26 protein-coding genes and 3 tRNA genes are annotated in these 25,445 nt (G+C 55.3%); 11 read left to right on the top strand and 18 right to left on the bottom strand.

What is annotated here, in order from left to right:
- Window positions 1-1,386, bottom strand: a complete 1,386-nt coding sequence (gene radA, locus ACOTWU_RS10205; protein WP_017383829.1) for a DNA repair protein RadA — start codon at window positions 1,384-1,386, stop codon at window positions 1-3.
- 75 nt (window positions 1,387-1,461) lie between these two features.
- On the bottom strand, window positions 1,462-2,430 hold the full coding sequence (gene serB, locus ACOTWU_RS10200) for a phosphoserine phosphatase (protein WP_047727840.1): 969 nt from the start codon (window positions 2,428-2,430) through the stop codon (window positions 1,462-1,464).
- A 117-nt stretch (window positions 2,431-2,547) separates the two neighbouring features.
- Here serB and ACOTWU_RS10195 point away from each other — a divergent pair, with 117 nt between their 5' ends.
- Together ACOTWU_RS10195 and lplA are read left to right on the top strand one after the other, a co-directional pair.
- Window positions 2,548-3,192, top strand: a complete 645-nt coding sequence (locus ACOTWU_RS10195) for a YtjB family periplasmic protein (protein WP_015572615.1) — start codon at window positions 2,548-2,550, stop codon at window positions 3,190-3,192.
- A gap of 39 nt (window positions 3,193-3,231) precedes the next feature.
- Window positions 3,232-4,248 (top strand): lipoate--protein ligase LplA, encoded by a 1,017-nt coding sequence (gene lplA / locus ACOTWU_RS10190; RefSeq protein WP_062938878.1) that lies wholly within the window; start codon window positions 3,232-3,234, stop codon window positions 4,246-4,248.
- A gap of 85 nt (window positions 4,249-4,333) precedes the next feature.
- Here lplA and deoD read toward each other — a convergent pair whose 3' ends face one another.
- The 4 genes from deoD to deoC form a co-directional block, all read right to left on the bottom strand.
- Window positions 4,334-5,053: a purine-nucleoside phosphorylase gene (deoD, locus tag ACOTWU_RS10185; protein ID WP_003856538.1), complete on the bottom strand. Its 720-nt coding sequence runs from the start codon at window positions 5,051-5,053 to the stop codon at window positions 4,334-4,336.
- Between the two features lie 125 nt (window positions 5,054-5,178).
- A complete protein-coding gene (gene deoB / locus ACOTWU_RS10180; protein ID WP_047727842.1) occupies window positions 5,179-6,402 on the bottom strand; it encodes a phosphopentomutase in 1,224 nt (407 codons plus the stop codon).
- A gap of 53 nt (window positions 6,403-6,455) precedes the next feature.
- On the bottom strand, window positions 6,456-7,778 hold the full coding sequence (deoA, locus tag ACOTWU_RS10175) for a thymidine phosphorylase (protein WP_017383831.1): 1,323 nt from the start codon (window positions 7,776-7,778) through the stop codon (window positions 6,456-6,458).
- Window positions 7,779-7,877: 99 nt separating this feature from the next.
- The gene (deoC, locus tag ACOTWU_RS10170) at window positions 7,878-8,657 is read right to left on the bottom strand and encodes a deoxyribose-phosphate aldolase (protein WP_023303054.1); all 780 of its coding nucleotides are present in this window, start codon (window positions 8,655-8,657) and stop codon (window positions 7,878-7,880) included.
- Window positions 8,658-8,919: 262 nt separating this feature from the next.
- Here deoC and ACOTWU_RS10165 point away from each other — a divergent pair, with 262 nt between their 5' ends.
- Both ACOTWU_RS10165 and ACOTWU_RS10160 read left to right on the top strand, forming a co-directional pair.
- Window positions 8,920-10,455 carry a YjjI family glycine radical enzyme gene (locus ACOTWU_RS10165; RefSeq protein WP_023303053.1) on the top strand — a complete coding sequence of 512 codons (1,536 nt, stop codon included), beginning with the start codon at window positions 8,920-8,922 and terminating at the stop codon, window positions 10,453-10,455.
- On the top strand, window positions 10,430-11,290 hold the full coding sequence (locus ACOTWU_RS10160; protein ID WP_047718382.1) for a YjjW family glycine radical enzyme activase: 861 nt from the start codon (window positions 10,430-10,432) through the stop codon (window positions 11,288-11,290). The genes ACOTWU_RS10165 and ACOTWU_RS10160 overlap by 26 nt, the downstream gene beginning before the upstream one ends.
- Here ACOTWU_RS10160 and ACOTWU_RS10155 read toward each other — a convergent pair.
- The 8 genes from ACOTWU_RS10155 to ACOTWU_RS10120 all read right to left on the bottom strand — a co-directional run bounded on the left by ACOTWU_RS10155 (window position 11,285) and on the right by ACOTWU_RS10120 (window position 17,651).
- Window positions 11,285-12,067: a TatD family hydrolase gene (locus ACOTWU_RS10155; protein WP_032652508.1), complete on the bottom strand. Its 783-nt coding sequence runs from the start codon at window positions 12,065-12,067 to the stop codon at window positions 11,285-11,287. The genes ACOTWU_RS10160 and ACOTWU_RS10155 overlap by 6 nt on opposite strands.
- A complete protein-coding gene (locus ACOTWU_RS10150) occupies window positions 12,064-13,116 on the bottom strand; it encodes a patatin-like phospholipase family protein (RefSeq protein WP_252049370.1) in 1,053 nt (350 codons plus the stop codon). Before ACOTWU_RS10150 ends, ACOTWU_RS10155 begins: the two co-directional genes overlap by 4 nt.
- Before the next feature lie 122 nt (window positions 13,117-13,238).
- Complete coding sequence (locus tag ACOTWU_RS10145) at window positions 13,239-13,400, bottom strand: DUF1328 domain-containing protein (RefSeq protein WP_003856556.1); 162 nt, start codon at window positions 13,398-13,400, stop codon at window positions 13,239-13,241.
- Between the two features lie 125 nt (window positions 13,401-13,525).
- Window positions 13,526-14,143 carry a molecular chaperone OsmY gene (gene osmY, locus ACOTWU_RS10140; protein WP_015572610.1) on the bottom strand — a complete coding sequence of 206 codons (618 nt, stop codon included), beginning with the start codon at window positions 14,141-14,143 and terminating at the stop codon, window positions 13,526-13,528.
- A 303-nt stretch (window positions 14,144-14,446) separates the two neighbouring features.
- Window positions 14,447-16,036, bottom strand: coding sequence for a peptide chain release factor 3 (gene prfC, locus ACOTWU_RS10135; RefSeq protein ID WP_006810210.1), 1,590 nt, complete (start codon window positions 16,034-16,036; stop codon window positions 14,447-14,449).
- Between the two features lie 92 nt (window positions 16,037-16,128).
- Complete coding sequence (yjjG, locus tag ACOTWU_RS10130; RefSeq protein WP_017383835.1) at window positions 16,129-16,806, bottom strand: pyrimidine 5'-nucleotidase; 678 nt, start codon at window positions 16,804-16,806, stop codon at window positions 16,129-16,131.
- Window positions 16,807-16,825: 19 nt separating this feature from the next.
- Window positions 16,826-17,269 (bottom strand): ribosomal protein S18-alanine N-acetyltransferase, encoded by a 444-nt coding sequence (gene rimI / locus ACOTWU_RS10125; RefSeq protein WP_017383836.1) that lies wholly within the window; start codon window positions 17,267-17,269, stop codon window positions 16,826-16,828.
- Window positions 17,238-17,651 carry a DNA polymerase III subunit psi gene (locus ACOTWU_RS10120; protein WP_023295888.1) on the bottom strand — a complete coding sequence of 138 codons (414 nt, stop codon included), beginning with the start codon at window positions 17,649-17,651 and terminating at the stop codon, window positions 17,238-17,240. Before ACOTWU_RS10120 ends, rimI begins: the two co-directional genes overlap by 32 nt.
- Before the next feature lie 102 nt (window positions 17,652-17,753).
- On the opposite strand from ACOTWU_RS10120, the gene rsmC reads away from it, so the two are divergent.
- From rsmC to ACOTWU_RS10100, 4 genes are all read left to right on the top strand, one after another.
- Complete coding sequence (rsmC, locus tag ACOTWU_RS10115) at window positions 17,754-18,782, top strand: 16S rRNA (guanine(1207)-N(2))-methyltransferase RsmC (RefSeq protein WP_015572609.1); 1,029 nt, start codon at window positions 17,754-17,756, stop codon at window positions 18,780-18,782.
- A 144-nt stretch (window positions 18,783-18,926) separates the two neighbouring features.
- A tRNA-Leu gene (locus tag ACOTWU_RS10110) sits at window positions 18,927-19,013 on the top strand.
- Between the two features lie 28 nt (window positions 19,014-19,041).
- Window positions 19,042-19,127: transfer RNA gene (locus ACOTWU_RS10105), tRNA-Leu, on the top strand.
- Between the two features lie 32 nt (window positions 19,128-19,159).
- Window positions 19,160-19,246: transfer RNA gene (locus ACOTWU_RS10100), tRNA-Leu, on the top strand.
- Window positions 19,247-19,288: 42 nt separating this feature from the next.
- Here the strand turns inward: ACOTWU_RS10100 and ACOTWU_RS10095 are convergent.
- Window positions 19,289-19,558 carry a DUF1435 domain-containing protein gene (locus tag ACOTWU_RS10095; protein ID WP_026080652.1) on the bottom strand — a complete coding sequence of 90 codons (270 nt, stop codon included), beginning with the start codon at window positions 19,556-19,558 and terminating at the stop codon, window positions 19,289-19,291.
- 216 nt (window positions 19,559-19,774) lie between these two features.
- On the opposite strand from ACOTWU_RS10095, the gene ACOTWU_RS10090 reads away from it, so the two are divergent.
- Window positions 19,775-20,839 carry a GGDEF domain-containing protein gene (locus ACOTWU_RS10090; protein WP_003856569.1) on the top strand — a complete coding sequence of 355 codons (1,065 nt, stop codon included), beginning with the start codon at window positions 19,775-19,777 and terminating at the stop codon, window positions 20,837-20,839.
- Window positions 20,840-20,934: 95 nt separating this feature from the next.
- Complete coding sequence (gene fhuF / locus ACOTWU_RS10085) at window positions 20,935-21,723, top strand: siderophore-iron reductase FhuF (protein WP_003856570.1); 789 nt, start codon at window positions 20,935-20,937, stop codon at window positions 21,721-21,723.
- A gap of 77 nt (window positions 21,724-21,800) precedes the next feature.
- Here the strand turns inward: fhuF and ACOTWU_RS10080 are convergent, their stop codons facing one another.
- The gene (locus tag ACOTWU_RS10080; RefSeq protein WP_003856571.1) at window positions 21,801-23,147 is read right to left on the bottom strand and encodes a PTS cellobiose transporter subunit IIC; all 1,347 of its coding nucleotides are present in this window, start codon (window positions 23,145-23,147) and stop codon (window positions 21,801-21,803) included.
- A 328-nt stretch (window positions 23,148-23,475) separates the two neighbouring features.
- On the opposite strand from ACOTWU_RS10080, the gene ACOTWU_RS10075 reads away from it, so the two are divergent.
- A complete protein-coding gene (locus ACOTWU_RS10075) occupies window positions 23,476-23,934 on the top strand; it encodes a YbaK/EbsC family protein (RefSeq protein ID WP_003856572.1) in 459 nt (152 codons plus the stop codon).
- Between the two features lie 31 nt (window positions 23,935-23,965).
- Here ACOTWU_RS10075 and bglJ read toward each other — a convergent pair whose 3' ends face one another.
- Together bglJ and ACOTWU_RS10065 are read right to left on the bottom strand one after the other, a co-directional pair.
- Window positions 23,966-24,607, bottom strand: a complete 642-nt coding sequence (gene bglJ / locus ACOTWU_RS10070; protein WP_033486720.1) for a DNA-binding transcriptional activator BglJ — start codon at window positions 24,605-24,607, stop codon at window positions 23,966-23,968.
- Window positions 24,604-25,341 (bottom strand): helix-turn-helix transcriptional regulator, encoded by a 738-nt coding sequence (locus tag ACOTWU_RS10065; protein WP_017383841.1) that lies wholly within the window; start codon window positions 25,339-25,341, stop codon window positions 24,604-24,606. The genes bglJ and ACOTWU_RS10065 overlap by 4 nt, the downstream gene beginning before the upstream one ends.
- Between the last annotated feature and the right edge of the window lie 104 nt (window positions 25,342-25,445).

Here is a 25,445-nt window from a genome sequence, read left to right as displayed (position 1 = left end):
TTATAAGTCGTCAAAGACATTTAACGCATCTGCGAGTTTTTTAACGCCAAAAACCTGCATCCCTTCCGGGATTTTTTTCGGCACGTTGGCGGCCGGAACAATCGCGCGGCGGAAGCCATGTTTTGCCGCTTCGGAGATACGCTCCTGACCGCTCGGCACCGGGCGGATCTCGCCGGCCAGCCCCACCTCGCCAAACACCACCAGATCCTGCGGCAACGGCCTGTCGCGCAGGCTGGAGACCATCGCCAGCAGCAGCGCCAGGTCCGCGCTGGTTTCCGTAACCTTCACCCCACCAACCACGTTGACGAACACATCCTGATCCGCCATTTGCAGACCGCCGTGACGGTGCAGCACCGCCAGCAGGATCGCCAGGCGGTTCTGTTCCAGACCGACCGCCACGCGCCGCGGGTTGCCCATCATCGATTGATCCACCAGCGCCTGAATTTCAACCAGCAGCGGACGCGTCCCCTCCCACAGCACCATCACCGAACTACCGGACGTGATCTCGTCGCCACGGCTCAGGAAGATGGCCGACGGGTTGCTGACTTCGCGAAGCCCCTGCTCGGTCATGGCAAACACGCCCAGCTCATTCACCGCGCCAAAGCGGTTTTTATGGCTGCGCAGGGTACGAAAACGGGAATCCGCATCGCCATCGAGCATCACCGAGCAGTCGATACAGTGTTCAAGCACTTTCGGTCCCGCCAGCGAGCCGTCTTTGGTCACATGACCAACCATCACAATCGCCACGCCGCGCGTTTTGGCAAAGCGCGTCAGGTAGGCCGCGGTTTCACGCACCTGCGCCACGCTTCCCGGTGACGACTGAATGTCAGCCATATGCATCACCTGAATGGAGTCAATCACCATCAGCTTCGGCTGCTCTTCTTCGGCGATCATGCAGATCTGCTCGATGCTGGTTTCCGAAAGCATATTCAGATTGCCGGTCGGCAGGCCGAGGCGGTGCGCGCGCATCGCCACCTGCTGAAGTGATTCTTCCCCCGTGACGTACAGGGTTTTCATCTGTTCGGCTAGCTTGCAGAGCGTTTGCAGCAGCAGGGTCGATTTACCCGCGCCCGGGTTACCGCCGATCAGAATGGCGCTGCCCGGCACTACGCCACCGCCGAGCACGCGGTCAAATTCTTTGAATCCGGTGGAAAAGCGCGGCAGTGCTTCCAGGCTGATATCCGAAAGTTTTTGTACCTTCGACACGCCTGCATTGCCCGCATAGCCGCTCAGCCGTTCATTGCGGGCCACGCTCGGCGAAGCCGCCACACCACGCACTTCGGTGATGGTGTTCCAGGCATGGCAGGCGCTGCATTGCCCCTGCCAGCGCGGATAATCCGCACCACATTCATTACAGACAAATGCGCGTTTTGGAGCTTTCGCCACGGTTTACCTCGTTATTTCTGTGCGGTCTGCGCGCCGGGTGGCGCTGACGCTTACCCGGCCTACAAAAGCAGGCCGCTATTTTTGATTAATGCTGCCGGAGAGAATACAGAACACCCCCATCAGATCAGCATGACGGATAGTGACTTCCGTCTTTTCATTCACTTTCGGCTTGGCATGGTAGGCAATACCCAGCCCGGCAACTTTGATCATCGGCAGATCGTTCGCGCCATCGCCGATGGCGACGGTCTGCTCGACCGGAATGGCATATTTCTCCGCCAGACGCATCAGCGTATTGGCTTTGTACTGCGCATCCACGATGTCGCCGATGACCTGTCCGGTGAGTTTGCCGTCCATGATCTCCAGCTCGTTTGCCACCACGGTGGTCAGACGCAGCTTGTCACGCAGGTAGTCGGCAAAGAAGGTGAACCCGCCGGAGGCAATCGCCACTTTCCAGCCGAGCGTCTCCAGCTTGAGCACCAGCTGCGTCAGCCCAGGCATCAGGGGCAGTTCATCGCGCACCTGACGCAAAATGTTAGCATCGGCCCCCTTCAGGGTCGCCACGCGCTGTCTCAGGCTGGCGGTGAAATCCAGCTCGCCGCGCATCGCGCGCTCGGTGACTTCCGCCACCAGCTCGCCGCTGCCCGCCAGTTTAGCAATCTCGTCAATACATTCGATCTGAATGGCAGTGGAGTCCATGTCCATTACCAGCAGGCCGGGCGTTTTCAGGTGCGGAATTTTGCCGAGGGGGGCAACGTCCAGCCCGGCGTCGTGCGCCAGACGCGTGGCGCGCTGTGTCAGGGAACCCGCCAGGCGAATAACCTGATAATCTTCCACGCACCAGGCCGCAACGATGACCATCGCTGCGCCCAGTTTGGTTTGATACTGGGTGAGGCGTTGCTTATCCAGGCCGCGTCCGTACAGCAGCCAGCCGCTACGGCCAGCGTGGTAATCGAGAGGCATCACCTCATCGCCACTTAAAGAGAGCGGCAATCCTGGCCATAAAGAGACATCCGTTGGCAGGTCGCACCAGGTAATGTTCGGCATTGAAGCTCCTGTAATTTCGTTCGCGCCGGAAGGTTCCAGAGGGAAAATAACGCATGAGGCTACCCTGTAACCATCACTTCTGGCAACATTAAGCCGTAAATTTTAAGCAGGTGGAATATGGCTCGCGCAAAACTGAAATTCCGGCTTCATCGCGCCGTGATTGTCCTGATCTGTCTCGCACTATTAGTGGCGCTGATGCAGGGGGCATCCTGGTTTAGCCAGAATCACCAACGACAGCGTAACCCGCAGTTTGAGGAACTGGCCCGGACGCTGGCGCGCCAGGTGACGCTCAACGTTGCGCCGTCTATGCGCACCGAAACGCCGGATGATAAGCGAATAGCCCAGGTATTGCGCCAGCTTACGGAAAACAGCCGCATTCTGGATGCAGGCGTGTACGATGAACAGGGCGACCTGATTGCCCGCGCGGGTGAGCATGTCGACGTGCGTGACAGGCTGGCGCTGGATGGCAAAAAAGCCGGTGGTTATTTCAACCAACAAATCGTCGAACCCATTCAGGGCAAGAATGGTCCGCTCGGCTATTTACGTCTGACACTCGACACCCACACCCTGCCAACCGAAGCCAAACAGGTGGATAACACCACCAATATTTTGCGCCTGATGCTGCTGCTCTCGCTGGCGATTGGCGTGGTACTGGCGCGCACGCTGCTCCAGGGCAAACGCACCCGCTGGCAGCAGTCGCCGTTCCTGTTAACCGCCAGCAAGTCGGTTCCCGAAGAGGAAGAGAGCGAGAAGAAAGAATAGTGATAAAGTAGGCGGATGATTCGGAAAAGGAACTCTGCCATGTCGACGTTACGCCTGCTAATCTCTGACTCTTACGATCCCTGGTTTAACCTGGCGGTGGAAGAGTGCATCTTCCGCCAGATGCCTGCCACCCAGCGCGTCCTGTTTCTCTGGCGCAACGCCGATACGGTCGTTATTGGTCGCGCGCAAAATCCGTGGAAAGAGTGTAACACCCGCCGTATGGAAGAGGACAACGTCCGCCTGGCGCGCCGCAGCAGCGGCGGCGGTGCGGTGTTTCACGATCTGGGCAACACCTGCTTTACCTTTATGGCGGGCAAGCCGGAATACGACAAAACCATCTCGACCTCCATTGTGCTTAACGCGCTCAATTCACTCGGCGTGACGGCTGAAGCCTCGGGACGTAACGATCTGGTCGTGAAAACGCCTGAAGGCGACCGGAAAGTGTCAGGCTCAGCCTACCGCGAAACGATGGATCGCGGATTCCACCACGGCACATTATTGCTGAATGCCGATCTGAGCCGTCTGGCAAACTATCTGAACCCGGACAAGAAAAAGCTCCAGGCTAAGGGAATTACCTCCGTGCGCGGTCGCGTGGCGAATCTGGTGGAGCTCCTGCCGGGGATTACCCATGAACGCATTTGCGATGCGATCCGCGAGGCCTTTTTCAGGCATTACGGTGAACGCGTAGAAGCCGAGGTGATTTCTCCGGATAAAATCCCGGATCTGCCAAACTTCGCGGAAACCTTCGCCCGCCAGAGCAGCTGGGAGTGGAATTTCGGTCAGGCACCGGCGTTTTCACACCTGCTGGATGAGCGATTTACCTGGGGCGGCGTTGAGCTGCACTTTGACGTCGAGAAAGGCCATATCTCTCGTACCCAGGTATTTACGGATAGTCTTAATCCGGCACCGTTAGAAGCGCTGGCTGCACGTTTGCAGGGCTGTCTCTATCGGGCAGATATGCTGCAACAGGAGTGTGACGCGTTACGTGTTGATTTTCCGGAACAGGAACAAGAGTTGCGGGAGTTATCGGCGTGGATTGCGCAGGCAGTACGCTAATAAAAAAGCCCGCTGGCGCTCTGCTTAGCGGGCCTGGAAAACCGCAGGCCGGGTCAGGCGAATCCGCCACCCGGCACAACAGGTATTACTCTTTATCGCCCAGCAGAACGGATTCCAGCGCGATTTTGATCATGTCGTTGAAGGTGGTCTGACGCTCGGCAGCGGTAGTCTGCTCGTGGGTACGGATGTGGTCAGACACGGTGCAGATGGTCAGCGCTTTCGCACCGAATTCAGCCGCCACGCCGTAGATACCGGCCGCTTCCATTTCCACGCCCAGAATGCCGTATTTTTCCATCACGTCGAACATGTCACCTTCTGGCGAGTAGAACAGATCGGCAGAGAACAGGTTGCCCACGCGCGCGTCAACGCCCAGCGCTTTTGCCGCGTCAACCGCGTTACGCACCATGTCAAAGTCAGCGATGGCTGCAAAATCATGATCTTTAAAGCGAATGCGGTTGACTTTAGAGTCGGTGCACGCGCCCATGCCGATCACCACGTCACGCAGCTTAACGTCCATGCGCACTGCGCCGCAGGAGCCGACACGGATGATTTTCTTCACGCCGAAGTCGGTGATCAGCTCTTTGGTGTAGATGGAGCAGGATGGGATACCCATGCCGTGACCCATCACGGAGATTTTGCGGCCTTTATAGGTGCCGGTGAAGCCCAGCATGCCGCGCACGTTGTTCACTTCACGCACGTCTTCGAGGAAGGTTTCTGCAATGTGCTTCGCGCGCAGCGGGTCGCCCGGCATCAATACGACGTCAGCGAAATCACCCATTTCTGCATTAATGTGAGGAGTTGCCATCTTCAGTTCCTTTTACATTGTTGTTTTTGCCGGGTGGCGGCTACGCCTTACCCGGCCTACATTCTGTTCTCCCTCTCCCGGTGGGAGAGGGCCGGGGTGATGGCATCAGGCCGCACCCAATCCGTTTAGAACATAGCCTTGCCATATTCCATGTCAGACGTACCAAAGTATTTCGCAATCGTCTGGCCGATGTCCGCGAAGGTCTCACGGTGACCCAGCGAGCCCGGTTTGACTTTCGGGCCGTACACCAGCACCGGAATGTGCTCACGGGTGTGGTCGGTACCGGTCCAGGTCGGGTCACAGCCATGGTCAGCGGTCAGGATCAGAATGTCATCTTCCCCCACCAGCTCCATCAGCTCTGGCAGACGGCGGTCAAACAGCTCCAGACCCGCAGCATAACCGGCGACGTCGCGACGGTGGCCCCAGGAGGAGTCGAAGTCCACGAAGTTGGTGAAGACAATGGTCTTATCGCCCGCTTCTTTCATCTCTTTGATGGTGGCGTCGAACAGCGCATCCAGACCGGTCGCTTTGACCTTTTTGGTAATGCCGCAGTTGGCGTAAATGTCCGCGATTTTACCCACGGAAACCACGTGGCCGTCTTTCTCATCGACGAGTTTTTGCAGCACGGTCGGCGCCGGTGGCTCCACGGCCAGATCGTGACGGTTGCCGGTACGCTGGAAGTTACCCGCTTTGTCGCCGATAAACGGACGCGCGATAACGCGGCCAATGTTGTAGCCGCCTTCGGTCAGCTCTTCACGGGCGATCTCGCACAGCTCGTACAGTTTATCCAGGCCAAACGTCTCTTCATGGCAGGCGATCTGGAACACGGAGTCAGCAGAGGTATAGAAAATCGGTTTACCGGTTTTCATGTGCTCTTCGCCAAGCTGATCCAGAATCACGGTACCGGAAGAGTGGCAGTTGCCGAGGTAGCCCGGCAGGTTGGCGCGCTTCACCAGCTTATCGAGCAGCTCCTGCGGGAAGCTGTTCTCGTGATCGGAGAAGTAGCCCCAGTCAAACAGCACCGGCACGCCGGCAATTTCCCAGTGACCGGACGGAGTATCTTTCCCGGAAGAGAGCTCGTGCGCCCACGCGTAGGCGCCCACGACTTCCGCGTTACCGTCCATACCGGCTGCGATCTTACCGGTAGAGCCTTCATGCGCTTTTACCAGCCCCAGACGGGTCAGGTTTGGCAGGTTCAGAGGGCCTTTACGACCGTTGTCCGCTTCGCCTTTTGCACAGGTTTCCGCGATGTGACCCAGGGTATCGGAACCCACGTCACCAAATCGTTCTGCATCTTCGGTTGCGCCGATGCCGAATGAGTCCAGCACCATAATAAATGCACGTTTCATAATTGTTCTCCGTACTTAGTGCTTCATAAAAATGCGATCAGATCAGTATACCGCTATTCAGTGATACGACGATAGACCGTCGGTGTGGTTTCCGGTGCTTTATCGTCAAGAGATATTGCCGCCTTCACTGCTTTCGCCGCGTCCTGCCAGCTGGCTTCGTCTTTCGCGTGGATCACCGCCAGCGGACGTTGGCCGTCAACGCTGTCGCCCAGACGGGCCATATCGGTAAAGCCGACGCTGTAATCAATGGTGTCCGATGCCTGACGACGACCGCCGCCCATAGACACAACAGCCATGCCGAGCGCGCGGGTATCCATAGCCGAGACAAAGCCTTCGCTGTCCGCATAGACCGCTTTGCTGAGCATCGCGGTGGGCAGGTATTTCGCGTAGTTTTCCACGAAGTCGGTCGGGCCTTTCTGCGCCGCCACCATCCGACCAAAGATCTCCGCCGCTTTGCCGTTGTCCAGCACCGCCTGAAGCTTCGCGCGGGCTTCCGCGTCGTCTTTGGCCAGCTTGCCGGAGATTAACATCTCAACGCACAGCGCCATGGTGACATCGAACAGGCGCGGGTTACGGTATTCGCCTGTGAGGAACTGCACGGCCTCACGGACTTCAACCGCGTTACCGGCGCTGGAGGCCAGCACCTGGTTCATGTCCGTCAGCAGTGCAGTGGTGCGCACGCCCGCGCCGTTGGAGACGCCAACGATCGCTTCGGCCAGCGCCTCAGAGAGTTCATAGGTTGGCATAAACGCGCCGCTGCCCACTTTCACATCCATCACCAGCGCATCCAGACCTTCCGCCAGTTTTTTGGCAAGGATAGAGGCGGTGATCAGCGGGATGGAGTCTACGGTCGCGGTAATGTCACGCGTCGCGTAGAAACGCTTGTCAGCCGGAGCAAGAGAGCTGGTCTGGCCGATAATCGCCACGCCAACGTCTTTAATAATGTCGCGGAAGCGGTTGTCATCCGGGAAGATATCGAAGCCCGGAATGGCTTCCAGTTTGTCGAGCGTACCGCCGGTATGACCCAGGCCGCGCCCGGAAATCATCGGGATGTAACCGCCACAGGCCGCCACCATTGGGCCGAGCATCAGAGACGTCACGTCGCCCACGCCGCCGGTGGAGTGTTTGTCCACAATTGGGCCGTTAAGGTTGAGGCTTTTCCAGTCCAGAACGGTTCCTGAATCTCGCATCGCCATGGTCAGCGACACGCGCTCAGGCATCGACATATCGTGGAAGAAAATGGTCATCGCCAGAGCCGCAATCTGCCCTTCAGAGATGGTGTTATCACGAATGCCATTGATAAAAAAGCGGATTTCTTCGTCGCTTAATGCATGACCATCACGTTTTTTACGAATAATTTCTTGTGCGAGAAACACGGTAACCTCCATGCGGAATCGGGTGAATGGCGGCGGATATGTTGACCCGCCCTACGATCCTGTAGGCCGGGTTAGCGTAGCGCCACCCGGCAATTCAACTTAGTAGCTGCTTGCGCTCTTACCGTCACCGTGACCCAGCGCTTTCAGCAAGCTGGCCAGCAGGCTGGACGCGCCGAAGCGGTAGTGGCGGGAATCAGCCCAGTCGGCGCCGAACAGCTCGTCGGCAATCGCCAGGAACTGCTGCGCGTCTTCCGCGGTACGCACGCCGCCCGCCGGTTTGAAGCCAACGGTTTTGGACACGCCCATATCACGGATGACTTCCATCATGATGCGTGCGCTTTCCGGGGTAGCGTTGACCGGCACTTTACCGGTAGAGGTTTTAATGAAATCCGCGCCCGCTTTGATAGAGATTTCAGACGCTTTACGAATCAGCGCCTCTTCTTTCAGCTCGCCGGTTTCGATGATCACTTTAAGCAGCACATTTGCCGCCGCACACGCGTCTTTACAGGCTTTCACCAGGTCAAAACCGACCTGCTCGTTGCCGGCGATCAGCGCGCGGTACGGGAATACCACGTCAACTTCGTCTGCGCCGTACGCAATCGCCGCGCGGGTTTCTGCCAGCGCGATGTCGATATCGTCATTGCCGTGCGGGAAGTTGGTTACGGTGGCAATGCGCACGTCCGGCGTGCCCTGCTCTTTCAGCGTTTTGCGGGCAATCGGGATGAAGCGCGGATAGATACAGACGGCGGCGGTGTTACCCACTGGCGTTTTCGCCTGATGGCACAGGGCGATGACTTTTTCATTGGTGTCGTCATCGTTCAGGGTGGTCAGGTCCATCAGTTTCAACGCGCGCAGGCTGCTTGCAGTTAAATCGGTCATAACATTCTCCAACGGCAGTGCCGTATAAATTTTACCTTGCGGGTCTGTGAGTATTCTAACATTCACCCGCATCCACACTTCGACATTCATCACAGTTAATGAAAACTGTGTGCAAATTTGCATTACTGTAATGAGATCTTCTTCAAATTTTAGTGCGTTAATTGCTGACTAAATCGGCGATATCCCCTGTCTGATCAAAAGCGCCACCAGGCTGGCTTCCTACAATTCGTTCACTATCCGCAGAACAACCAAGGAAGTGAACATGCCCGACGCCCTGCAACAACGTTGCCAGCACATTGTGACCAGCCCGGTGTTAACCCCGGAACAAAAACGTCATTTTCTGGCGCTGGAAGCAGAGAACAATCTGCCCTATCCCGCTCTGCCAGAGGCGGCCCGGGCCGCGCTGGACGAGGGATTCATCTGCGACATGTTCGAAGGCCATGCGCCTTACAAACCGCGCTACGTGCTGCCGGACTACGCTAAATTTCTGGCTAACGGCTCAGAATGGCTGGAGCTGGAAGGGGCGAAAGATCTGGATGATGCCCTCTCGCTGCTCACTATCCTTTATCACCATGTTCCGTCCGTCACATCGATGCCGGTCTATCTGGGCCAGCTCGATGAGATACTCAGCCCCTATGTTAAAATTCTAACACAGGATGAAATCGATAGCCGAATAAAACGTTTCTGGCGTTACCTGGACAGAACCCTGCCCGATGCGTTTATGCATGCCAATATCGGCCCGGCGGATACGCCTGTCACCCGAGCCATCCTTCGCGCGGATGCCGAACTGAAGCAGGTTGCGCCGAACCTGACCTTTATCTACGACCCGGATGTAACCCCCAGCGATCTGCTGCTGAGCGTGGCGGAAAACATTTGTGAATGTAGTAAACCGCATATTTCTAATGGCCCGGTGAATGATAAAATTTTCACAAAAGGTCGCTATGGCGTGGTGAGCTGTTACAACTCCCTGCCGCTGGCGGGCGGCGGCAGCACGCTGGTGCGCCTTAACCTGAAAGCGATTGCGGAACACAGCCGCTCACCGGAAGACTTTTTCACCCGTACCCTTCCCCACTACTGCCAGCAACAAATCGCGATCATCAATGCGCGCTGCGATTTTCTATATGAACAATCCGGCTTCTTTGAGAATAGCTTCCTGGTGAAAGAGGGGCTGATTGATGCCGATCGCTTTGTGCCGATGTTTGGCATGTACGGTCTGGCCGAAGCGGTGAATGTGCTGTGCGAGAAAGCAGGCATTACGGGACGTTACGGTAAGAACGAACAGGCCAATGCTCTGGGCTACCGCATCAGTGAACAGCTTGCGGCGTTTGTTGAAAACACGCCGGTGAAACACGGCTGGCAGCACCGCGCGATGCTGCATGCCCAGTCTGGGATCAGTTCCGATTCTGGCACCACGCCGGGCGCACGTCTGCCGTACGGCGACGAACCGGACCCTGTCAGCCACCTGCTGGCCGTGGCGCCGCATCATAAACACTATCATTCGGGGATCAGCGATATTCTCACCCTGGAGGAAACGGTTAAACGCAATCCTCAGGCTGTGGTGCAGCTGTGCCTGGGGGCGTTCAACGCCGGTATGCGTGAGTTCACCGCGAATGTAGCCGGAAACGACCTGGTGCGCGTCACCGGGTATATGGTGCGGCTCTCCGATCTGGAGAAATACCGGGAGGCCGGCTCGCGCACCAACACCACCTGGCTCGGCGAGGAGGCCGCGCGCAATACCCGTATTCTGGAACGTCAGCCGCGCGTGATAAGCCATGAACAGCAGATGCGCTTTAGTTAGTCAGGTCATACCCTTCTCCTGCGTGGACGGGCCGGGCAGCCGCCTGGCGTTGTTCCTCCAGGGCTGTAACCTGCGCTGCAAAACCTGCCACAACCCGTGGACGATAGGGCGCTGCAACGACTGCGGCGACTGTGTTCCCTACTGTCCTCATGATGCGCTGGCAATTCAGGCCGGGCGCGTCTGGTGGCAGGAGAGTCACTGTCAGCAGTGCGACACCTGTCTGCACCTGTGTCAGCAGCAGGCGACGCCGATGGCGCAGCGCTATAGCGTCGAGGAGATCCTCTCCCGGGTTCGCACGTCCGCGCCGTTTATTGAGGGCGTGACCGTCAGCGGGGGTGAGGCCACCACGCAGCTGCCGTTTTTGGTTGCGCTGTTCACCGCGATCAAAGCCGATCCGTCCCTGCGCCATCTGACGTGCCTGGTGGACAGCAACGGCCTGTTAAGCGAAACCGGCTGGCAAAAGCTGTTACCGGTGTTTGACGGCGCGATGGTGGATCTGAAAGCCTGGGGCAATGAACATCACCGTTTTCTGACCGGGCGCGAAAACACGCAGATCAAGCAGAGCATCCTCTGGCTGGCCGATCGTCATCGCCTGACGGAGCTGCGCCTGCTGGTGATCCCCGCTCGGTGTGATTATCTGCACCATCTGCCATCGCTGACCGCTTTTATCCACGCGTTGGGGAACGTTCCTGTGCGGATCAACGCGTTTCATGCTCATGGGGTTTACGGGGAGGCGGCGCGATGGCGGAGCGCCACGCCGGAGGACATCGAGCCGCTGGCGCAGGCCCTGGAACGGCAGCAGATCACGGTGATCCGCCCGGCCCTTTATTTATAGCGTGATGCCGAAGACCGCGCGGGTGTTTTCCAGCAGCGCGCTGGCAATCACATCTTCAGGCTCCTGACGCAGCTCACACAGCACATCAAAAACGCGTGCCGCCTGCTCCGGGCGGTTGGGCTGGCCCTGAAAACCATTCAGCGGCATGTCAGGCGCATCCGTTTCCAGCAGGAGCGAGGTCAGCGGGAGCTGCGCCATCACATCACGGGTTTTGCTGGCACGCGGATAGGTAATGGTGCCACCGACGCCAATCTTATAGCCCAGCTCAATAAAACGTTGCGCCTGCTGAAGGCTTCCAGCGAAACCATGGACCACGCCCCTGCGCGGCACGTCGATACGCTTCAGGTGCATCGCCAGTTTGTCATGGGTACGTCTGGAGTGGAGGATCACCGGCAGATCGTGGCGCTTTGCCAGCCGGAGCTGCGCATCCAGGATCGTCTGCTGGCGCTCAAACTGCGGATCTTCACGATAGAGATCGAGGCCGATCTCACCGATGGCAACCAGCTTCGTATCCGCATTTTGCAGCGTGGCATCCAGCCTGTCGAGATGGTCATCAAGATGGTGCTCAATAACGATCGGATGCAGACCCAGCGCGGCATACAGCGCATCGTGCTCCCGGGCAAGCGCCAGAACTTTGTCGAATCTCGCCGCTTCAATAGCGGGCACAATAATGGCTCTCACACCGGCCTCAGCCGCGCGCGCAATACTTGATGTTTCCTCCCCGCTAAACGGCGGGAAATCAAAGTGGCAATGGGTATCGATAAAGCAGTGCGTCACGCCAGATCCTCGTTATCGAGTAAGCCATCGTTGGCCTGCGGCGCGTCCACCAGCGGCATCGCCACCGCGTCATTGGCCACAACGGCAGGCGGCAAAATGATGCTTTTATGCCGATGAAGAGGCGGTTGCTCCGCCAGCATTTTCCCGACGGTCGCCAGGAAGTAACGCCCGCACAGCCGCCCCGTTTTGTAATCCATACGCAACGCAGGCAGCCGACTGCCCAGCGCCATGCTCAACAGCGGTTTAGGCGGATAAATTTCAAAGATGCACAGCTTGCCCGGTGGTTTTTCAATAAAACGCTGCATCGCGCCGTAGGTGGTTTCATGCTGCTTCGCGATATTCACCAGCGGTTGCAGGCTGCTGTCGCCCAGCCAGCGTTCCATCCGCTTAAACCACTGTGGGGTGTAATACATCTGCGAAGGCACCGTGCGGATCACCACAATGGTTTTTGCCCCGCGCCGCGCCGCCTCCTGTACCGGCACCGCGTCGCTGATACCGCCGTCAAGATAGCTTATCCCCTCCAGCAGGGCGCCGGTGCGGTAGAATCCCGGGATCGCGCTGGATGCGCGGATGATATCCAGCCAGTTCTCTTTCTGCGGCGAAAAGTAACCCGGCGAATAGTCATCGCCACGGCTGGCGCACATCCAGAACTCTTTGCCGGTATCGAACAGTCGTGACGCGGTATCCATGGCCAGCGGCATCTGGCTGGAGGTGGCATCCAGTAACCAGTCGAGATCGATCAGGTTCCCGCCGCGTACGAAGCGTACCGGATTGAAGAATTCTTTGGAGGTGGTGTAGCGCATAATCACTTTGCGCGCATAGCCGGGCTGGTTGCAGACATAGGCGGAGAGGTTCTGCGCCCCGGCAGAGGTGCCGAAATAGAGATCGAACGGGTTGAATTGCGCGCGCATAAATTCGTCGAGCACGCCAGCAGTGAAAATACCGCGCTGCCCTCCCCCTTCACAGACCAGCGCAAGCTGGCCTGCATGAAACGGTTTTAACGTCAGCGGCGCAATATTGCCGAGCGTAACGGGAATTCGTTGCCCCACCTCTGCCTTCCTGTTTTCATTATTTTGATGAGACACAGTAACGCACTTCCCCGGTGGTTCTCAAACGAGAAAAAGCCAGTCACGAGGACTGGCTTGAGTTTGTTTAGTAAATATTGCGTTTGCTACGGGCGACGTCGACCCGTAAACAGGCTGACCAGGAACAGAATAATACCGACGACGAAGACAATTTTCGCTGCCCATGCCGCGGTACCCGCCAGTCCACCAAAGCCCAATGCGGCGGCAATTAACGCGATAACCAGAAATATAATGCCCCAACGAAACATAAGCCTCTCCTTTACCATAGTTAATGTCGGCCGCTAAACGTGAGCGCTCAGGTCACTCACCGGCTTTTCCAGAATCGTTTTTATTTCGCCCGCGGTTTTCAGCCTGACGGGCGAATGGTACTGCTTTACTTCGTTTTCAGATCGTTTTTGACGCTTTTCACACCATCAATAGCTTTCGCAATTGACTCGGCACGATCGCTTTGTGCCTGATTCTCAACCGTACCGGACAGCTGGACCACACCATCGGTGGTTTCAACTTTCACCATACGGGATGGCACGATGTCGTCAGCTAACAGTTTAGCTTTGATTTCGCTGGTAGTTGCTGCATCTCCGGCATAGCCCTTCACCGACGATTCTTTGCTGTCACGTACGTGCAGTTTGTCGCTGACGGAGCTTACGCCCTCAACGCCTTTCGCCACTTTAACGGCTTCTTCAGCCTGGGTCTGGCTTTCAACGAAACCGCTCAGGGTGACAACCTTGTTGTCGGTTTTAACAGAAATATCGGTGCTCTTGATGGATTCGTGATCCACCAGTGCGGCTTTCACTTTTGCTGTGATTGAGCTGTCATCCATGAAATTACCGACTTTATTCATAGAGCTATCGATTTTTTCCCCTGCGGTATTGGCGGAATTTTGCGCTTTATCCATGGTGCTGGTTTCCGCCAGAGCAGAACCGCTTACCAGGACACTACCCAATGTTACAGCCAGCAGAGTTTTAGAAATCTTCAGTCTTGTCATATTCATCGATTTATTCCTGTGTTTTGCCCATTATTTGGGCGACATACTTCCCTAATCTTGGTTTTATATATTGCGAATTAACACCGGGGCAAAATGGAGAACCAATGGACATGCATTGAACAGTTAATTCATCCACGCCCGGTGCTAAACACTGAGTTAAATATAGATCACAATCAGAGGGGTGCATTCAGAATTGGGGAAAAAACGAACGAATAGCGAAAAATTGCGGTGAATTAAGAACATTCCGCAAGGGTTTAATAACACAGGAATTAAAGAAGAGCACGGCGGCTGCCGTGCTCTGAAAGGAAATTAATGCTCGCGCGTTTTGCGGAACTGAACATCAGGATAACGTTCCTGCGTCAGGTTCAGGTTTACCATGGTTGGGGCGATATAGGTCAGGTTATCGCCACCGTCCAGCGCCAGCTGAACTTCGTTCTTACGTTTAAATTCTTCGAATTTCTTCACGTCAGAACACTCAACCCAGCGCGCCGTCGCCACGTTCACCGATTCGTAAATCGCTTCCACGTTGTACTCGCTCTTAAGACGGGCAACCACCACGTCGAACTGGAGCACACCTACCGCGCCCACGATCAGATCGTTGTTGGCGATGGGGCGGAACACCTGTACCGCACCCTCTTCGGAAAGCTGGACCAGGCCTTTCAGCAGCTGCTTCTGCTTCAGCGGATCGCGCAGGCGAATGCGGCGGAACAGTTCTGGCGCGAAGTTAGGGATACCGGTGAACTTCATCATTTCGCCTTGCGTGAAGGTATCGCCAATCTGAATGGTACCGTGGTTGTGTAAACCAATGATGTCACCCGGATAGGCTTCTTCTACATGCGAACGGTCGCCCGCCATGAAGGTCAGCGCGTCGGATATCACTACGTCTTTACCGATACGGACCTGACGCAGCTTCATGCCCTTTTCGTACTTACCGGAAACCACGCGCATAAAGGCGACGCGGTCGCGGTGTTTCGGGTCCATGTTGGCCTGAATTTTAAAGACGAAGCCGGAGAACTTCTCTTCCTTCGCTTCTACTTCGCGGGTGTCGGTTTTACGCGGCATCGGCTGCGGGGCCCACTCAACCAGACCGTCGAGCATATGGTCAACGCCGAAGTTGCCGAGTGCGGTACCGAAGAAGACCGGGGTAATTTCACCGCTCAGGAACAGCTCTCTGTCGAACTCATGCGACGCGCCTTTAACCAGCTCCAGCTCATCGCGCAGCTGGGCGGCCAGCTCTTCACCGACAGCGGCGTCCAGCTCCGGGTTGTCCAGACCTTTCACAATGCGGACTTCCTGAATGGTGTGGCCCTTACCGGTCTGGTACAGGTAGGTTTCGTCTTTATAGAGGTGGTAAACCCCTTTGAACAGCTTGCCGCAGCCAATCGGCCAGGTGATTGGCGCGCAGGCAATCTTCAGCTCGTTTTCCACTTCATCCATCAGCTCCATCGGATCACGGATGTCACGGTCGAGTTTGTTCATAAAGGTGAGGATCGGCGTATCGCGCAGACGGGTGACTTCCATCAGCTTGCGGGTACGATCTTCAACACCTTTCGCGGCGTCGATCACCATCAGGCAGCAGTCCACCGCCGTCAGCGTACGGTAGGTATCTTCGGAGAAGTCTTCGTGCCCCGGGGTGTCCAGCAGGTTCACCAGGCAGTCGTGATACGGGAACTGCATCACGGAGGTGGTAATCGAAATACCACGCTGCTTTTCCATCTCCATCCAGTCGGATTTAGCATGCTGGCTGGAGCCACGGCCTTTAACGGTACCCGCGGTCTGGATCGCCTGTCCGAACAGCAACACCTTCTCGGTGATGGTCGTTTTACCGGCATCCGGGTGCGAGATAATGGCAAAAGTGCGGCGTTTGGCCACCTCTTGCAGATAAGGAGACAACGTCATAATCAATTCTTCTTAGGTAAGCGCGGCAGCAGGCCGCGCATCATGGAATACGAAAAATGCGGCTATTTTACCCATCAACAGGGGGCAGGCAATCATTGTTTACACAGGAGCTGCTCCAGTTCGTTCAATGACGTAACGGTCCAGGTCGGCTCGATGCCTTCCGGCAGCGTGCGACCATGCGCATTCAGCCAGACGGTCGACAGGCCCGATCTCATACCTCCCAGAATATCAGATTCTGCCGTATCCCCCACCATCAGCACGCGATCGCGGTCAGGATTGCCCGCTTGCGCCAGCGCATAATCGAAAATACGCGGATCCGGCTTCGGTACGCCCACCTCTTCGGAGATCACCAGCGCGTCGAAATGATCGCGCAGGCCGGTGCGTTCAAGGCGGATCTGCTGAAGCGCGGTAAAGCCGTTGGTAATGATCCCAAGCTTCACCTTCCCTTTCAGCGAATCCAGCAGAGAAACGGCGCCGGGCAGCGGCGCGCAGATATCCGCCATCGCATTCAGGAAGGCCTCGTTCAGCGCCCCAGGACTGACGTTTAACCGTTCAGCCCACACGTCAAAACGCTGATGCTGAAGCTGTAACGCGGTGATGGCTCCGTTCTGGTAATCCACCCACAGCGGTTTGTTCACCGCCTGATAGTCCTGAAAATCTTCCGCGGTGAACGTCACGCTATAGTCGAGAAACATCCGCTGTAGGCCGCCGAACGAGTCAAACGTAAACAGCGTTTCGTCGGCATCAAAGAAAATCCAGTCCCATTTCATCGTTACAACCTTATTTTCGTTATCCAATCGGCAGAGCCATGATAATGGCGTCTTCACGTCCCTCTGCGGTGGGGTAGTAGTTACGGCGGATAGTCGCCTCGTTGAAGCCTAAGCTTTCATAGAGCGCGATGGCGGCGACATTGGACGCGCGCACCTCCAGCCACAGGGTGAAAACGTCACGGGTTTCCAGCTCACGAATGAGGTGCTCAAGCAGTTCCCTGCCCAGCCCGCGGCGCTGATAAGCGGGATCGACCGCAATATTAAACAGCGTCGCCTCGTCCAGAACGACCTGTGTGATGGCGAACGCAGCCATCGCACCGTCAACGTCCAGGCGGAGATTTAAATAGCGTTCGCCCTGATTGCTGGCAAACGTCTTTTCGCTCCACGGAAAGGCATGGGCGCGGGTTTCAATCGCGAACGCGGTGGTCAGGTCAACCGTCGTGAGGGAAGAAATCGTGTTCATATTCGCAAATTTGTTGCCATAGCGCGCTACGCGCTTTTGGGTTGGCTTTCAGTTCGTCCAGCGCTGGCGAACTGATCTGGCTTCCTTCAAGAGGTAGCTCGTCCACCGCCCCGATTCGCCAGCTGTTACAGCGGCTGTCAGGGGGAAGCATCGCGACGCTTTCAGGCGCCAGCTGTAATACCTGATCGCGGGTCACCTTCAGGGTGCGAAGGACATCCTCAATCAGGGGCTCGTTCAGGGCAGGCGGCGCTTCTGCCACCATCACCAGGCGGACATGCGCAGGTATGGAGATGGCTATTTCGCCCCGCAACGCCGTCGGGCGACGCAAAGCCCACTGGGTAATGCCCAGCTGCTGCAACTGCCAGTCTCGTCGGGATGTCATAGCGAAAACTCCTGTCTCTCAGGCGCGCAAATATAGCAAATGTGTCGAAACTGCGCCATCTACCTACTATAATCCCCGCCTGAGTTTATTGAGGAACAATTCATGTCTGCATTTACCCCGGCAAGTGAAGTCTTGCTGCGTCACAGTGATGATTTCGAAGAAAGCCGTATTCTGTTTGCCGGAGATATGCAGGATGACCTGCCCGCGCGTTTCGACTGTGCTGAAAGCCGTGCCCACACCCAGTACTATCACCACTGGCAGGTGCTGAGCCGCCAGATGGGCGAGCGCGCGCGCTTTAGCCTGGCGGCGGAGCAGAGCGATATTGCTGACTGCGATACGCTCATTTACTACTGGCCAAAAAACAAGCCGGAAGCCCAGTTCCAGCTGATGAACCTGCTTTCTCTGCTGCCGGTCGGCTGCGATATTTTTGTTGTCGGTGAGAACCGCAGCGGGGTGCGTAGCGCAGAGCAGATGCTCGAAGCCTGGGCGCCGCTGACGAAAATCGACAGCGCCCGTCGCTGCGGACTGTACCATGGTCGTCTGGAAAAACAGACCACCTTCGATGCCGACGCCTTCTGGGACGAGTACCAGCTTGACGGCCTGACCATTAAAACCCTGCCGGGCGTGTTCAGTCGTGATGCGCTCGATACGGGCAGCAAGCTGCTGCTGTCCACCCTGACGCCTCACACCAAGGGCAAGGTGCTGGACGTCGGCTGTGGCGCGGGCGTGCTGTCAACGGTTCTCGCCAGCCACTCACCAAAAGTGCGTTTAACCCTGTGTGACGTGAGCGCCCCGGCAGTAGAAGCCAGCCGCGCCACGCTTGCTGCGAATGGCATAGAAGGTGACGTGTTTGCCAGCAACGTCTTCTCCGACGTGACCGGTCGCTTTGACATGATCATCTCTAACCCGCCGTTCCACGACGGAATGGAGACCAGCCTTGAAGCGGCGCAAACGCTGATCCGTGGCGCAACCCGTCACCTCAACAGCGGCGGTGAGCTGCGTATCGTAGCGAACGCCTTCCTCGCGTACCCGAAAGTGCTGGATGAAACCTTTGGCTTCCACGAAGTGATCGCCCAGACGGGCCGCTTTAAGGTCTATCGCACCGTGATGACGCGCCAGGCGAAAAAGTAACCCCCCGGTCCGGCGATGGCTGACGCTGCCATCGCCCATTTTTGCAGCAATCAAAACAACGTGCGCAATTTTCTGTTGACGTAAAGCTGAAAACATCTAGAATGCGCCTCCGTGGTTACGATACTTTTACAGTGTCGATGGTATGCGAAGGTGGCGGAATTGGTAGACGCGCTAGCTTCAGGTGTTAGTGTCCTTACGGACGTGGGGGTTCAAGTCCCCCCCCTCGCACCATAAATCACGTTGATATTGCTCGCACTGGGCGAAGGTGGCGGAATTGGTAGACGCGCTAGCTTCAGGTGTTAGTGTCCTTAGGATGTGGGGGTTCGAGTCCCCCCCCTCGCACCAACGAGGCGATATCAAACCAGTAAGATGACTGTGCGAAGGTGGCGGAATTGGTAGACGCGCTAGCTTCAGGTGTTAGTGTCCTTACGGACGTGGGGGTTCAAGTCCCCCCCCTCGCACCAATTATCTTACATCCCCTCAGCAGTGCCTCCTGTTTTTCCCTTTTATTTCAAACTCATCAGAATCACCAGCAGTCCACTGATTAGCGCAACGCATGATGGCAGCAGCACGTAATGCCGTAACTGTTTGTGCCAGATCATTGCGGATGTCACCAGCAAGCCTGAAACAATCATTGCTTTCCAGACATCAATGGGGAGATCGGCAAACATTAGCCCACCGATAATGGAACCAGGCAGTAATATTCCCCACCCACTTCCCAGCGCTTTGCTCAACATGGTTTCACCTCTCGCACTGATAATGATAACCAGTATCATATGATAGTAATTATCACTTGTCAGCATGCGACGTAAGAAATTGCGCCAGCAATTGCTTTCCCATAATGACAGAGAATGTGTAAGGTGATAAATTGCCCACCTGTTAACTTCCGATAAAGTTTTTCTGATAATAAAAATTCAATTTTGTAGCGCCCAATATTACACAACAACACCTTGCTCATTGTTTTAATTGAGTTTTAATAAAAACGCACGCATATGACATCACAATCCTGGCTGTCTTTAGTCAACAAGAAATATCAGCTATCTTTACGTTTGTTTTTATTTCTGAACGCCGCATCAGCATTGTTCTCGGTAACAAACCCTCTCTATTCCGTGCGTGTGTTATCAGTCCCGCTCTTTGCCGTACTGACTATCAGCACAGGCTTACTTATCTGGCACTGGAAAAACAGCACGCGAAAAATAAATATCCCTGTTGTTTCAGCTATTTTTGGTCTTTTATGGGCCTGGCAGATCGTCTCTAAATTTCTGTTAATCACGCACGATCACGCGACCTATTTAATGATGGCGCTATTAACAGTGCTTTTTATAGGGTCTCTGGCGTTCGCAAGTAATATTAAAGCCTTTACGTTACATTCATTTCCCGCTTTTATATCCTGCCTGTGGCTTAGTCCGTCCGAAAACTGGCTGAGAATGGCCTATTTTTTCGCGCTGCCGGTGGTCGCCATTGGTATCCATCATGTTCTTCAGCGGCGCAATGACCGTTTCGCCCAGGAGCTGCTTTCCGAGCTGCTGGAGGAGCGCGAAACCCTGACCGATCTCAGCATGATGGACCCGCTCACCGGCCTATATAACCGTCGCGGGCTGCAAAGCCGGCTGGAGAATCTTCCCAGGCCTGACGCTGGCGAGCACTTCGTGCTGCTGATGGATATCGACCACTTCAAAGCCTACAACGACCATTATGGCCATATGATGGGCGATCAGGCCTTGATCAGGGTCTCGGCTGCGATACGCGACGCCGTGCGCTCACGCGATGTTGTCGCCCGGTTTGGCGGGGAAGAATTTATGGTGCTGTTGAGTAACATCCCGCTGGAGCAAGCGCGACAGACGGCTGAACGCATACGTCAGAAGGTTTACGATCTTAAAATCCCCCATATGTTTAACGAAAGCGTCGCCACTAACGTGACCATCAGCATCGGCATCGCCATGTTCGAAGGTGAAGACGTTGAGGGCGCGCTGGCGAAAGCCGATAAAGCCCTCTATGAAGCCAAGCATATGGGACGTAACAGCATTCTGCTGAGCGAAGAGCTTCATACCGCCTGAAACCGCCTTCACAGCGCCAGGATAAAACGCTTGCGCTCGGTTTTATCTATAGTTAGGATTGGCAATCATTATCATTTAGATTTGTAATCCACACTATGGCGACTCGTACCGCACACATCGTTGAGCCCCTGCTCTGGCGAGCTCCACTCTCCGCCGGGGAAACGACGCTTGCGGATGCCATTCGGGAAAAAATTGCCGTAACGCGCGCCCATCTGCTGGATTTCATCAAACTGGATGAAGCACCGCCGCATCATGCTCTGACGCTGACTGAGTGGCAACGCCCTGCGGAGCTGCGGTCACTGCTGGCAACCTATTCCGACCATATTTATCGTAACCAACCTACCCTGACGCGGGAAAACAAACCGCTGTTATCCCTCTGGGCACAGTGGTATATCGGGCTGATGGTGCCGCCTGTCATGCTGGCCCTGTTGACCCAGGAAACGATGCTCGATCTCTCGTCGGAACATTTCCATGTTGAGTTTCATGAAACCGGGCGCGCTGCCTGTTTCTGGATTGATGTACACGAAGATCCGAGCGCGAGACACCTGTCAGCGCAGGCGCGTATGGAACGGCTGATTACAAGAGCGCTGGTTCCGGTCATTGATGCGCTGGAAGCGACGGGAGAGATTAACGGCAAACTGATCTGGAGTAATACCGGGTATCTTATCCACTGGTATTTAACGGAGATGAAGCCGCTGCTCGGCGACGAGAAAGTGGATGCACTGCGTCAGAGCTGTTTCTTTGCCAGACAGCTGTCGGATGGACGGGATAACCCTCTTTACCGCACCGTGGTTCCGCGTGAGGGACTTCTGGTACGTCGTACCTGCTGTCAGCGCTACCGTCTGCCGGACGTCCAGCAGTGTGGCGATTGCACGCTTAAGTAGTCTGGCCCGGCCTGAAACCCGCAGAGAGAGGGAACAAACATTAAAAACGGCAACCTGCGTTGCCGTTTTGCTTTTACCTAAGCGACCTGCTGATTTTCCTCTTCTCCATTACGCTGTGCTTCTTCCGCTTCCTGCTGAAGCAACTGTTTCTCGTACACCTTGAAGAACGGGAAATAGATAATGGCGGAAACGCAGGCCAAAACCAGCACCAGAATGGCTGCACGGAAATCCCAGCCCAGCGCCCAGGCGGCACCAACCGGAGCCGGTGCCGTCCACGGCACAACGGAAATCACGCGGCCAATCAGATCAAACTTCATCGCTGCCCATGCCAGCACGGCATTAACCATCGGCGCCAGCAGGAAAGGAATAAAGAACACCGGGTTCATCACAATCGGCGTACCGAAAATCACCGGTTCATTGATATTGAAAATGCTTGGTACCACGCTCAGACGTCCAATGGAGCGCAGGTGCGCGGAGCGGCTACGCAGATAGCAGAACACCAGCCCCATCGTCGCCCCCGATCCGCCGATAACGATAAAGAACGTCCAGAAGGCTTCCATAAAGATGTGTGGCAAAGGCTGGCTCGCCGCCAGCGCGGTCTGGTTCGCCCCCAGGTTTGTCAGCCAGAACATTTGCAGCATCCCGGAGACAATCGCCGCGCCGTGGATCCCGGCAAACCACAGCAGGTGGCCAATCAGCACCGCCAGCAGGATCGCAGGCAGCGAGTCAGCCGCAGAGACCAGCGGTTTGAATATCGACATGATGGCCTGTGGGATCAGCATACCGAACTGCGACTGGATCAGCAGGCTCAGCGGGTAGAGCGTGAGCACCACCACCAGCACCGGGATCAGCAGGTCAAACGAGTTTTTGATCATCGGCGGAACCTGGTCTGGCAGGCGGATCCCGATATTGTGTGCTTTCAGGAAACGCATCATCTCAACGCAATAGATCGCCACCAGAATCGCGGTGAAAATACCGGTCCCTCCCAGGCTATCCACCGGTAAAGCGCCTTTGGTTTTAGGGGCGGCGACCAGCAGGAACGCCATCAGCGACAGCATCGCGCACATGAACGGATCCAGCTGATGGGTTTTAACGTAATGTTTGCCCAGGTTGTAGGCGATAGCCGCACAGATATAAAGGGACATCACCCCCATCGTCATATCAAACGGCGTCAGAATTTGACCTTCAAACTGCTTCGCCATATCCAGCCAGGCGCGAGCAAAACCCCAGGTGGTATCAGGCGAAAAAGGCGGGTAAGCGAACACTAATAAAAACGAGCCTACAATCATAAACGGCATCGCTGAGATAAACCCGTCACGAATAGCCATAACGTGACGCTGGGAAGAGATGCGCCCGGCAATAGGGCTGACATAATTTTCAACGAAGCGGAAAATCAGATTAAATGCAGCGTGGTTGGCAGACATAGCAGATCTCCTGTCAGACGTTCGTTTTGGACGCTCTCACGTCACACGTTGTTCCATACATCAGCGTCACAACCTTGCCGGATCGTGTACCTGCGGTACTGCTCAAACGGAATGGTTTCATAATTAGCTCTTATTATTAGATACAGGGGAAGTTACACACTTAGTATTAATCTCTGCATCACGCTCTGCAACCGGTTACTGTAACCGGTTTCTGTGAATGTGAAGGCGATCCAGAAATCGCCCCTGACGGATATTTGTTACTTAAGGGATATTTACAGCGACTAAATTCTTATGACAGATTACGCAGGATATTTGTCAGGAGGAATCAATGAGTTTGCAGTCTGTACAACAGTTTTTTGCCGAACACGCTCCGGATATAGAGATCATTGAGCTTAACCAAAGCACAGCGACTGTTGCCCTTGCTGCTGCCGCGCACAACGTTGAACCCGGCCAAATTGCCAAAACGCTGTCACTGAAAATTAAAAATGACGTGATTCTGGTGGTTGCAAAAGGCGATGCGCGTCTGGATAACAAAAAGCTTAAAGAGACATTCGGCGCAAAAGCCCGCATGCTCAGCAGCGATGAGGTCGTCACCCTGACGGGTCATCCTGTTGGCGGCGTCTGCCCTTTCGGACTGGAAAATCCGCTCTCTGTTTACTGTGACATCACATTAAAACAGTACGCGGAAGTGTTACCCGCAGCGGGTGCCATCCACAGTGCGGTGCGTATATCGCCCGACAGAATGGCGGAGCTGACCGCAGCAAAATGGGTCGATGTCTGCATTTAAACGTTGCGCCAGAAGAACTCTGGCGCACCACTTAACGCTGAGAGAATGAAGGAACGGTGAGAGCTGAACGACGCACTTCCCGGGCAGGGAGATGCGCCAGGATATCCGCCGCATCCAGTAATCCCACGTCAGAATTGACGCCCAGCTTTACCATTGCGTTAAACTTATGCGCCCGGATGGTTTTAATATTGCGTTCAAGCTGCGCCGCAATTTCAGGGATTGAAAATCCCGATGACATATAACGCAGTATTGCCCTTTCGGTTGGGCTTAACATACGATTCTGGCTAACACACCAGTGATTGTACATGTTGTCATTCACCTGATGCGTTTCGCTGAGTAATGTCTCCAGCCCCTCCATTAGCTGCTTTAGCGGAACCGATTTACTGATTATCCCATGCAGGCGAGAAGGCGAAAGATGGCTGACCAGCCTCGCCTCCATTTCGTCAGAGGCCAGCACGATACGCTGGACGTCGCTGTGGGTGAAGGTGAGATCCCGTAAACAGGCCAGACAGTTTCTCCGCTCTTCACGCTCATCAGACAGTGAATAGATAACCGCATAGAATGAGATATCCGAGAGCGCCGCTTTAAAGCTGGCGAATCTGCTAAACAGGTGCACATGGTAATGGCTCAGGGCGGGCATCGCAAAGAGATGCTTCAGCCCTACAGCGCTCATTGAGCAGCTTTCGATGACGGCGATATGTCTTGTTGCAGTGGTCTTTTCCATTCCTCAAACTCTCCATAAGCCGACATTAAACTGAGTTCTCGCATTCCCTGGGTACTGCTTATCCACGCGTACATATCGGCATTACTGCGAAGTGATAAACGGCGCATTGCACTGTTTTTCTGTGCACTGATCGTTTTATTACTTTTATTCAGCAGCGTGGCTATTTGGTTGATTCCCCAACCTTTACCTAATAAACGCAACACCTTGCGTTCAGAGTGGGTGAGCGCAATCATTTGCTCACTCTCTTCTTCAATATCGGACGTTTCCGGTATTAATAACGTCTGGCTTATTCGCTCGGCACGTTCACTGCCCGCGCGAATAGCGTTAATAACGCCTTCGATCGGTTCCATATCCGAAAGCAGCGTGCTTTCCGGACGCATAAGAAGCTCTACTGCAAGTGGATAAAGGGGACGCGAGACAAGGAATATCCAGTGAATGTCCCGATACTGATTCATTAATCCATAATACTGCTCAAGCGTGCCGCGAGGATTACGATACTCACCTGAAATATCGGCAATAACGACCCCAGCGCGACGCAATTGTAGTAGCGTCAACTCCTGCATCGAACGGCAGTACGTTATTTCAAAATCAGGAAAATGACGCGTCATGACGCCACCTAGCCCATTTTGCATAACCGGCACTCTACTAATCACCACTCCGTGTTTACCATTCAATGGCAACATAGACCCTCCCTGTCATGAATTCATTATTTAAGAACGAACTAACCCTACGAGTTTAAACACGCTTGCATCCCTCAGTACAAAACGGCTTAATACTCGCAAATCAG

It is taken from the genome of Enterobacter cloacae complex sp. GYL001, from assembly GCF_049237125.1.
Taxonomy (GTDB): Bacteria; Pseudomonadota; Gammaproteobacteria; order Enterobacterales; family Enterobacteriaceae; genus Enterobacter; species Enterobacter hormaechei_C.
The sequence above is the reverse complement of the archived record's forward strand: the minus strand, read 5'-3'. Positions and strand labels throughout refer to the sequence as shown.

Bases quoted from the DNA above. Each gene is read 5' to 3' on its own strand.
- serB (WP_047727840.1), bottom strand. From the start codon at position 2,430: ATGCCGAACATTACCTGGTGCGACCTGCCAACGGATGTCTCTTTATGG.
- ACOTWU_RS10195 (WP_015572615.1), top strand. From the start codon at position 2,548: ATGGCTCGCGCAAAACTGAAATTCCGGCTTCATCGCGCCGTGATTGTC.
- lplA (WP_062938878.1), top strand. From the start codon at position 3,232: ATGTCGACGTTACGCCTGCTAATCTCTGACTCTTACGATCCCTGGTTT.
- deoD (WP_003856538.1), bottom strand. From the start codon at position 5,053: ATGGCAACTCCTCACATTAATGCAGAAATGGGTGATTTCGCTGACGTC.
- deoB (WP_047727842.1), bottom strand. From the start codon at position 6,402: ATGAAACGTGCATTTATTATGGTGCTGGACTCATTCGGCATCGGCGCA.
- deoC (WP_023303054.1), bottom strand. From the start codon at position 8,657: ATGACCGATTTAACTGCAAGCAGCCTGCGCGCGTTGAAACTGATGGAC.
- ACOTWU_RS10165 (WP_023303053.1), top strand. From the start codon at position 8,920: ATGCCCGACGCCCTGCAACAACGTTGCCAGCACATTGTGACCAGCCCG.
- ACOTWU_RS10160 (WP_047718382.1), top strand. From the start codon at position 10,430: ATGAACAGCAGATGCGCTTTAGTTAGTCAGGTCATACCCTTCTCCTGC.
- ACOTWU_RS10145 (WP_003856556.1), bottom strand. From the start codon at position 13,400: ATGTTTCGTTGGGGCATTATATTTCTGGTTATCGCGTTAATTGCCGCC.
- osmY (WP_015572610.1), bottom strand. From the start codon at position 14,143: ATGAATATGACAAGACTGAAGATTTCTAAAACTCTGCTGGCTGTAACA.
- prfC (WP_006810210.1), bottom strand. From the start codon at position 16,036: ATGACGTTGTCTCCTTATCTGCAAGAGGTGGCCAAACGCCGCACTTTT.
- yjjG (WP_017383835.1), bottom strand. From the start codon at position 16,806: ATGAAATGGGACTGGATTTTCTTTGATGCCGACGAAACGCTGTTTACG.
- rimI (WP_017383836.1), bottom strand. From the start codon at position 17,269: ATGAACACGATTTCTTCCCTCACGACGGTTGACCTGACCACCGCGTTC.
- ACOTWU_RS10120 (WP_023295888.1), bottom strand. From the start codon at position 17,651: ATGACATCCCGACGAGACTGGCAGTTGCAGCAGCTGGGCATTACCCAG.
- rsmC (WP_015572609.1), top strand. From the start codon at position 17,754: ATGTCTGCATTTACCCCGGCAAGTGAAGTCTTGCTGCGTCACAGTGAT.
- ACOTWU_RS10095 (WP_026080652.1), bottom strand. From the start codon at position 19,558: ATGATACTGGTTATCATTATCAGTGCGAGAGGTGAAACCATGTTGAGC.
- ACOTWU_RS10090 (WP_003856569.1), top strand. From the start codon at position 19,775: ATGACATCACAATCCTGGCTGTCTTTAGTCAACAAGAAATATCAGCTA.
- fhuF (WP_003856570.1), top strand. From the start codon at position 20,935: ATGGCGACTCGTACCGCACACATCGTTGAGCCCCTGCTCTGGCGAGCT.
- ACOTWU_RS10080 (WP_003856571.1), bottom strand. From the start codon at position 23,147: ATGTCTGCCAACCACGCTGCATTTAATCTGATTTTCCGCTTCGTTGAA.
- ACOTWU_RS10075 (WP_003856572.1), top strand. From the start codon at position 23,476: ATGAGTTTGCAGTCTGTACAACAGTTTTTTGCCGAACACGCTCCGGAT.
- bglJ (WP_033486720.1), bottom strand. From the start codon at position 24,607: ATGAGCGCTGTAGGGCTGAAGCATCTCTTTGCGATGCCCGCCCTGAGC.
- ACOTWU_RS10065 (WP_017383841.1), bottom strand. From the start codon at position 25,341: ATGTTGCCATTGAATGGTAAACACGGAGTGGTGATTAGTAGAGTGCCG.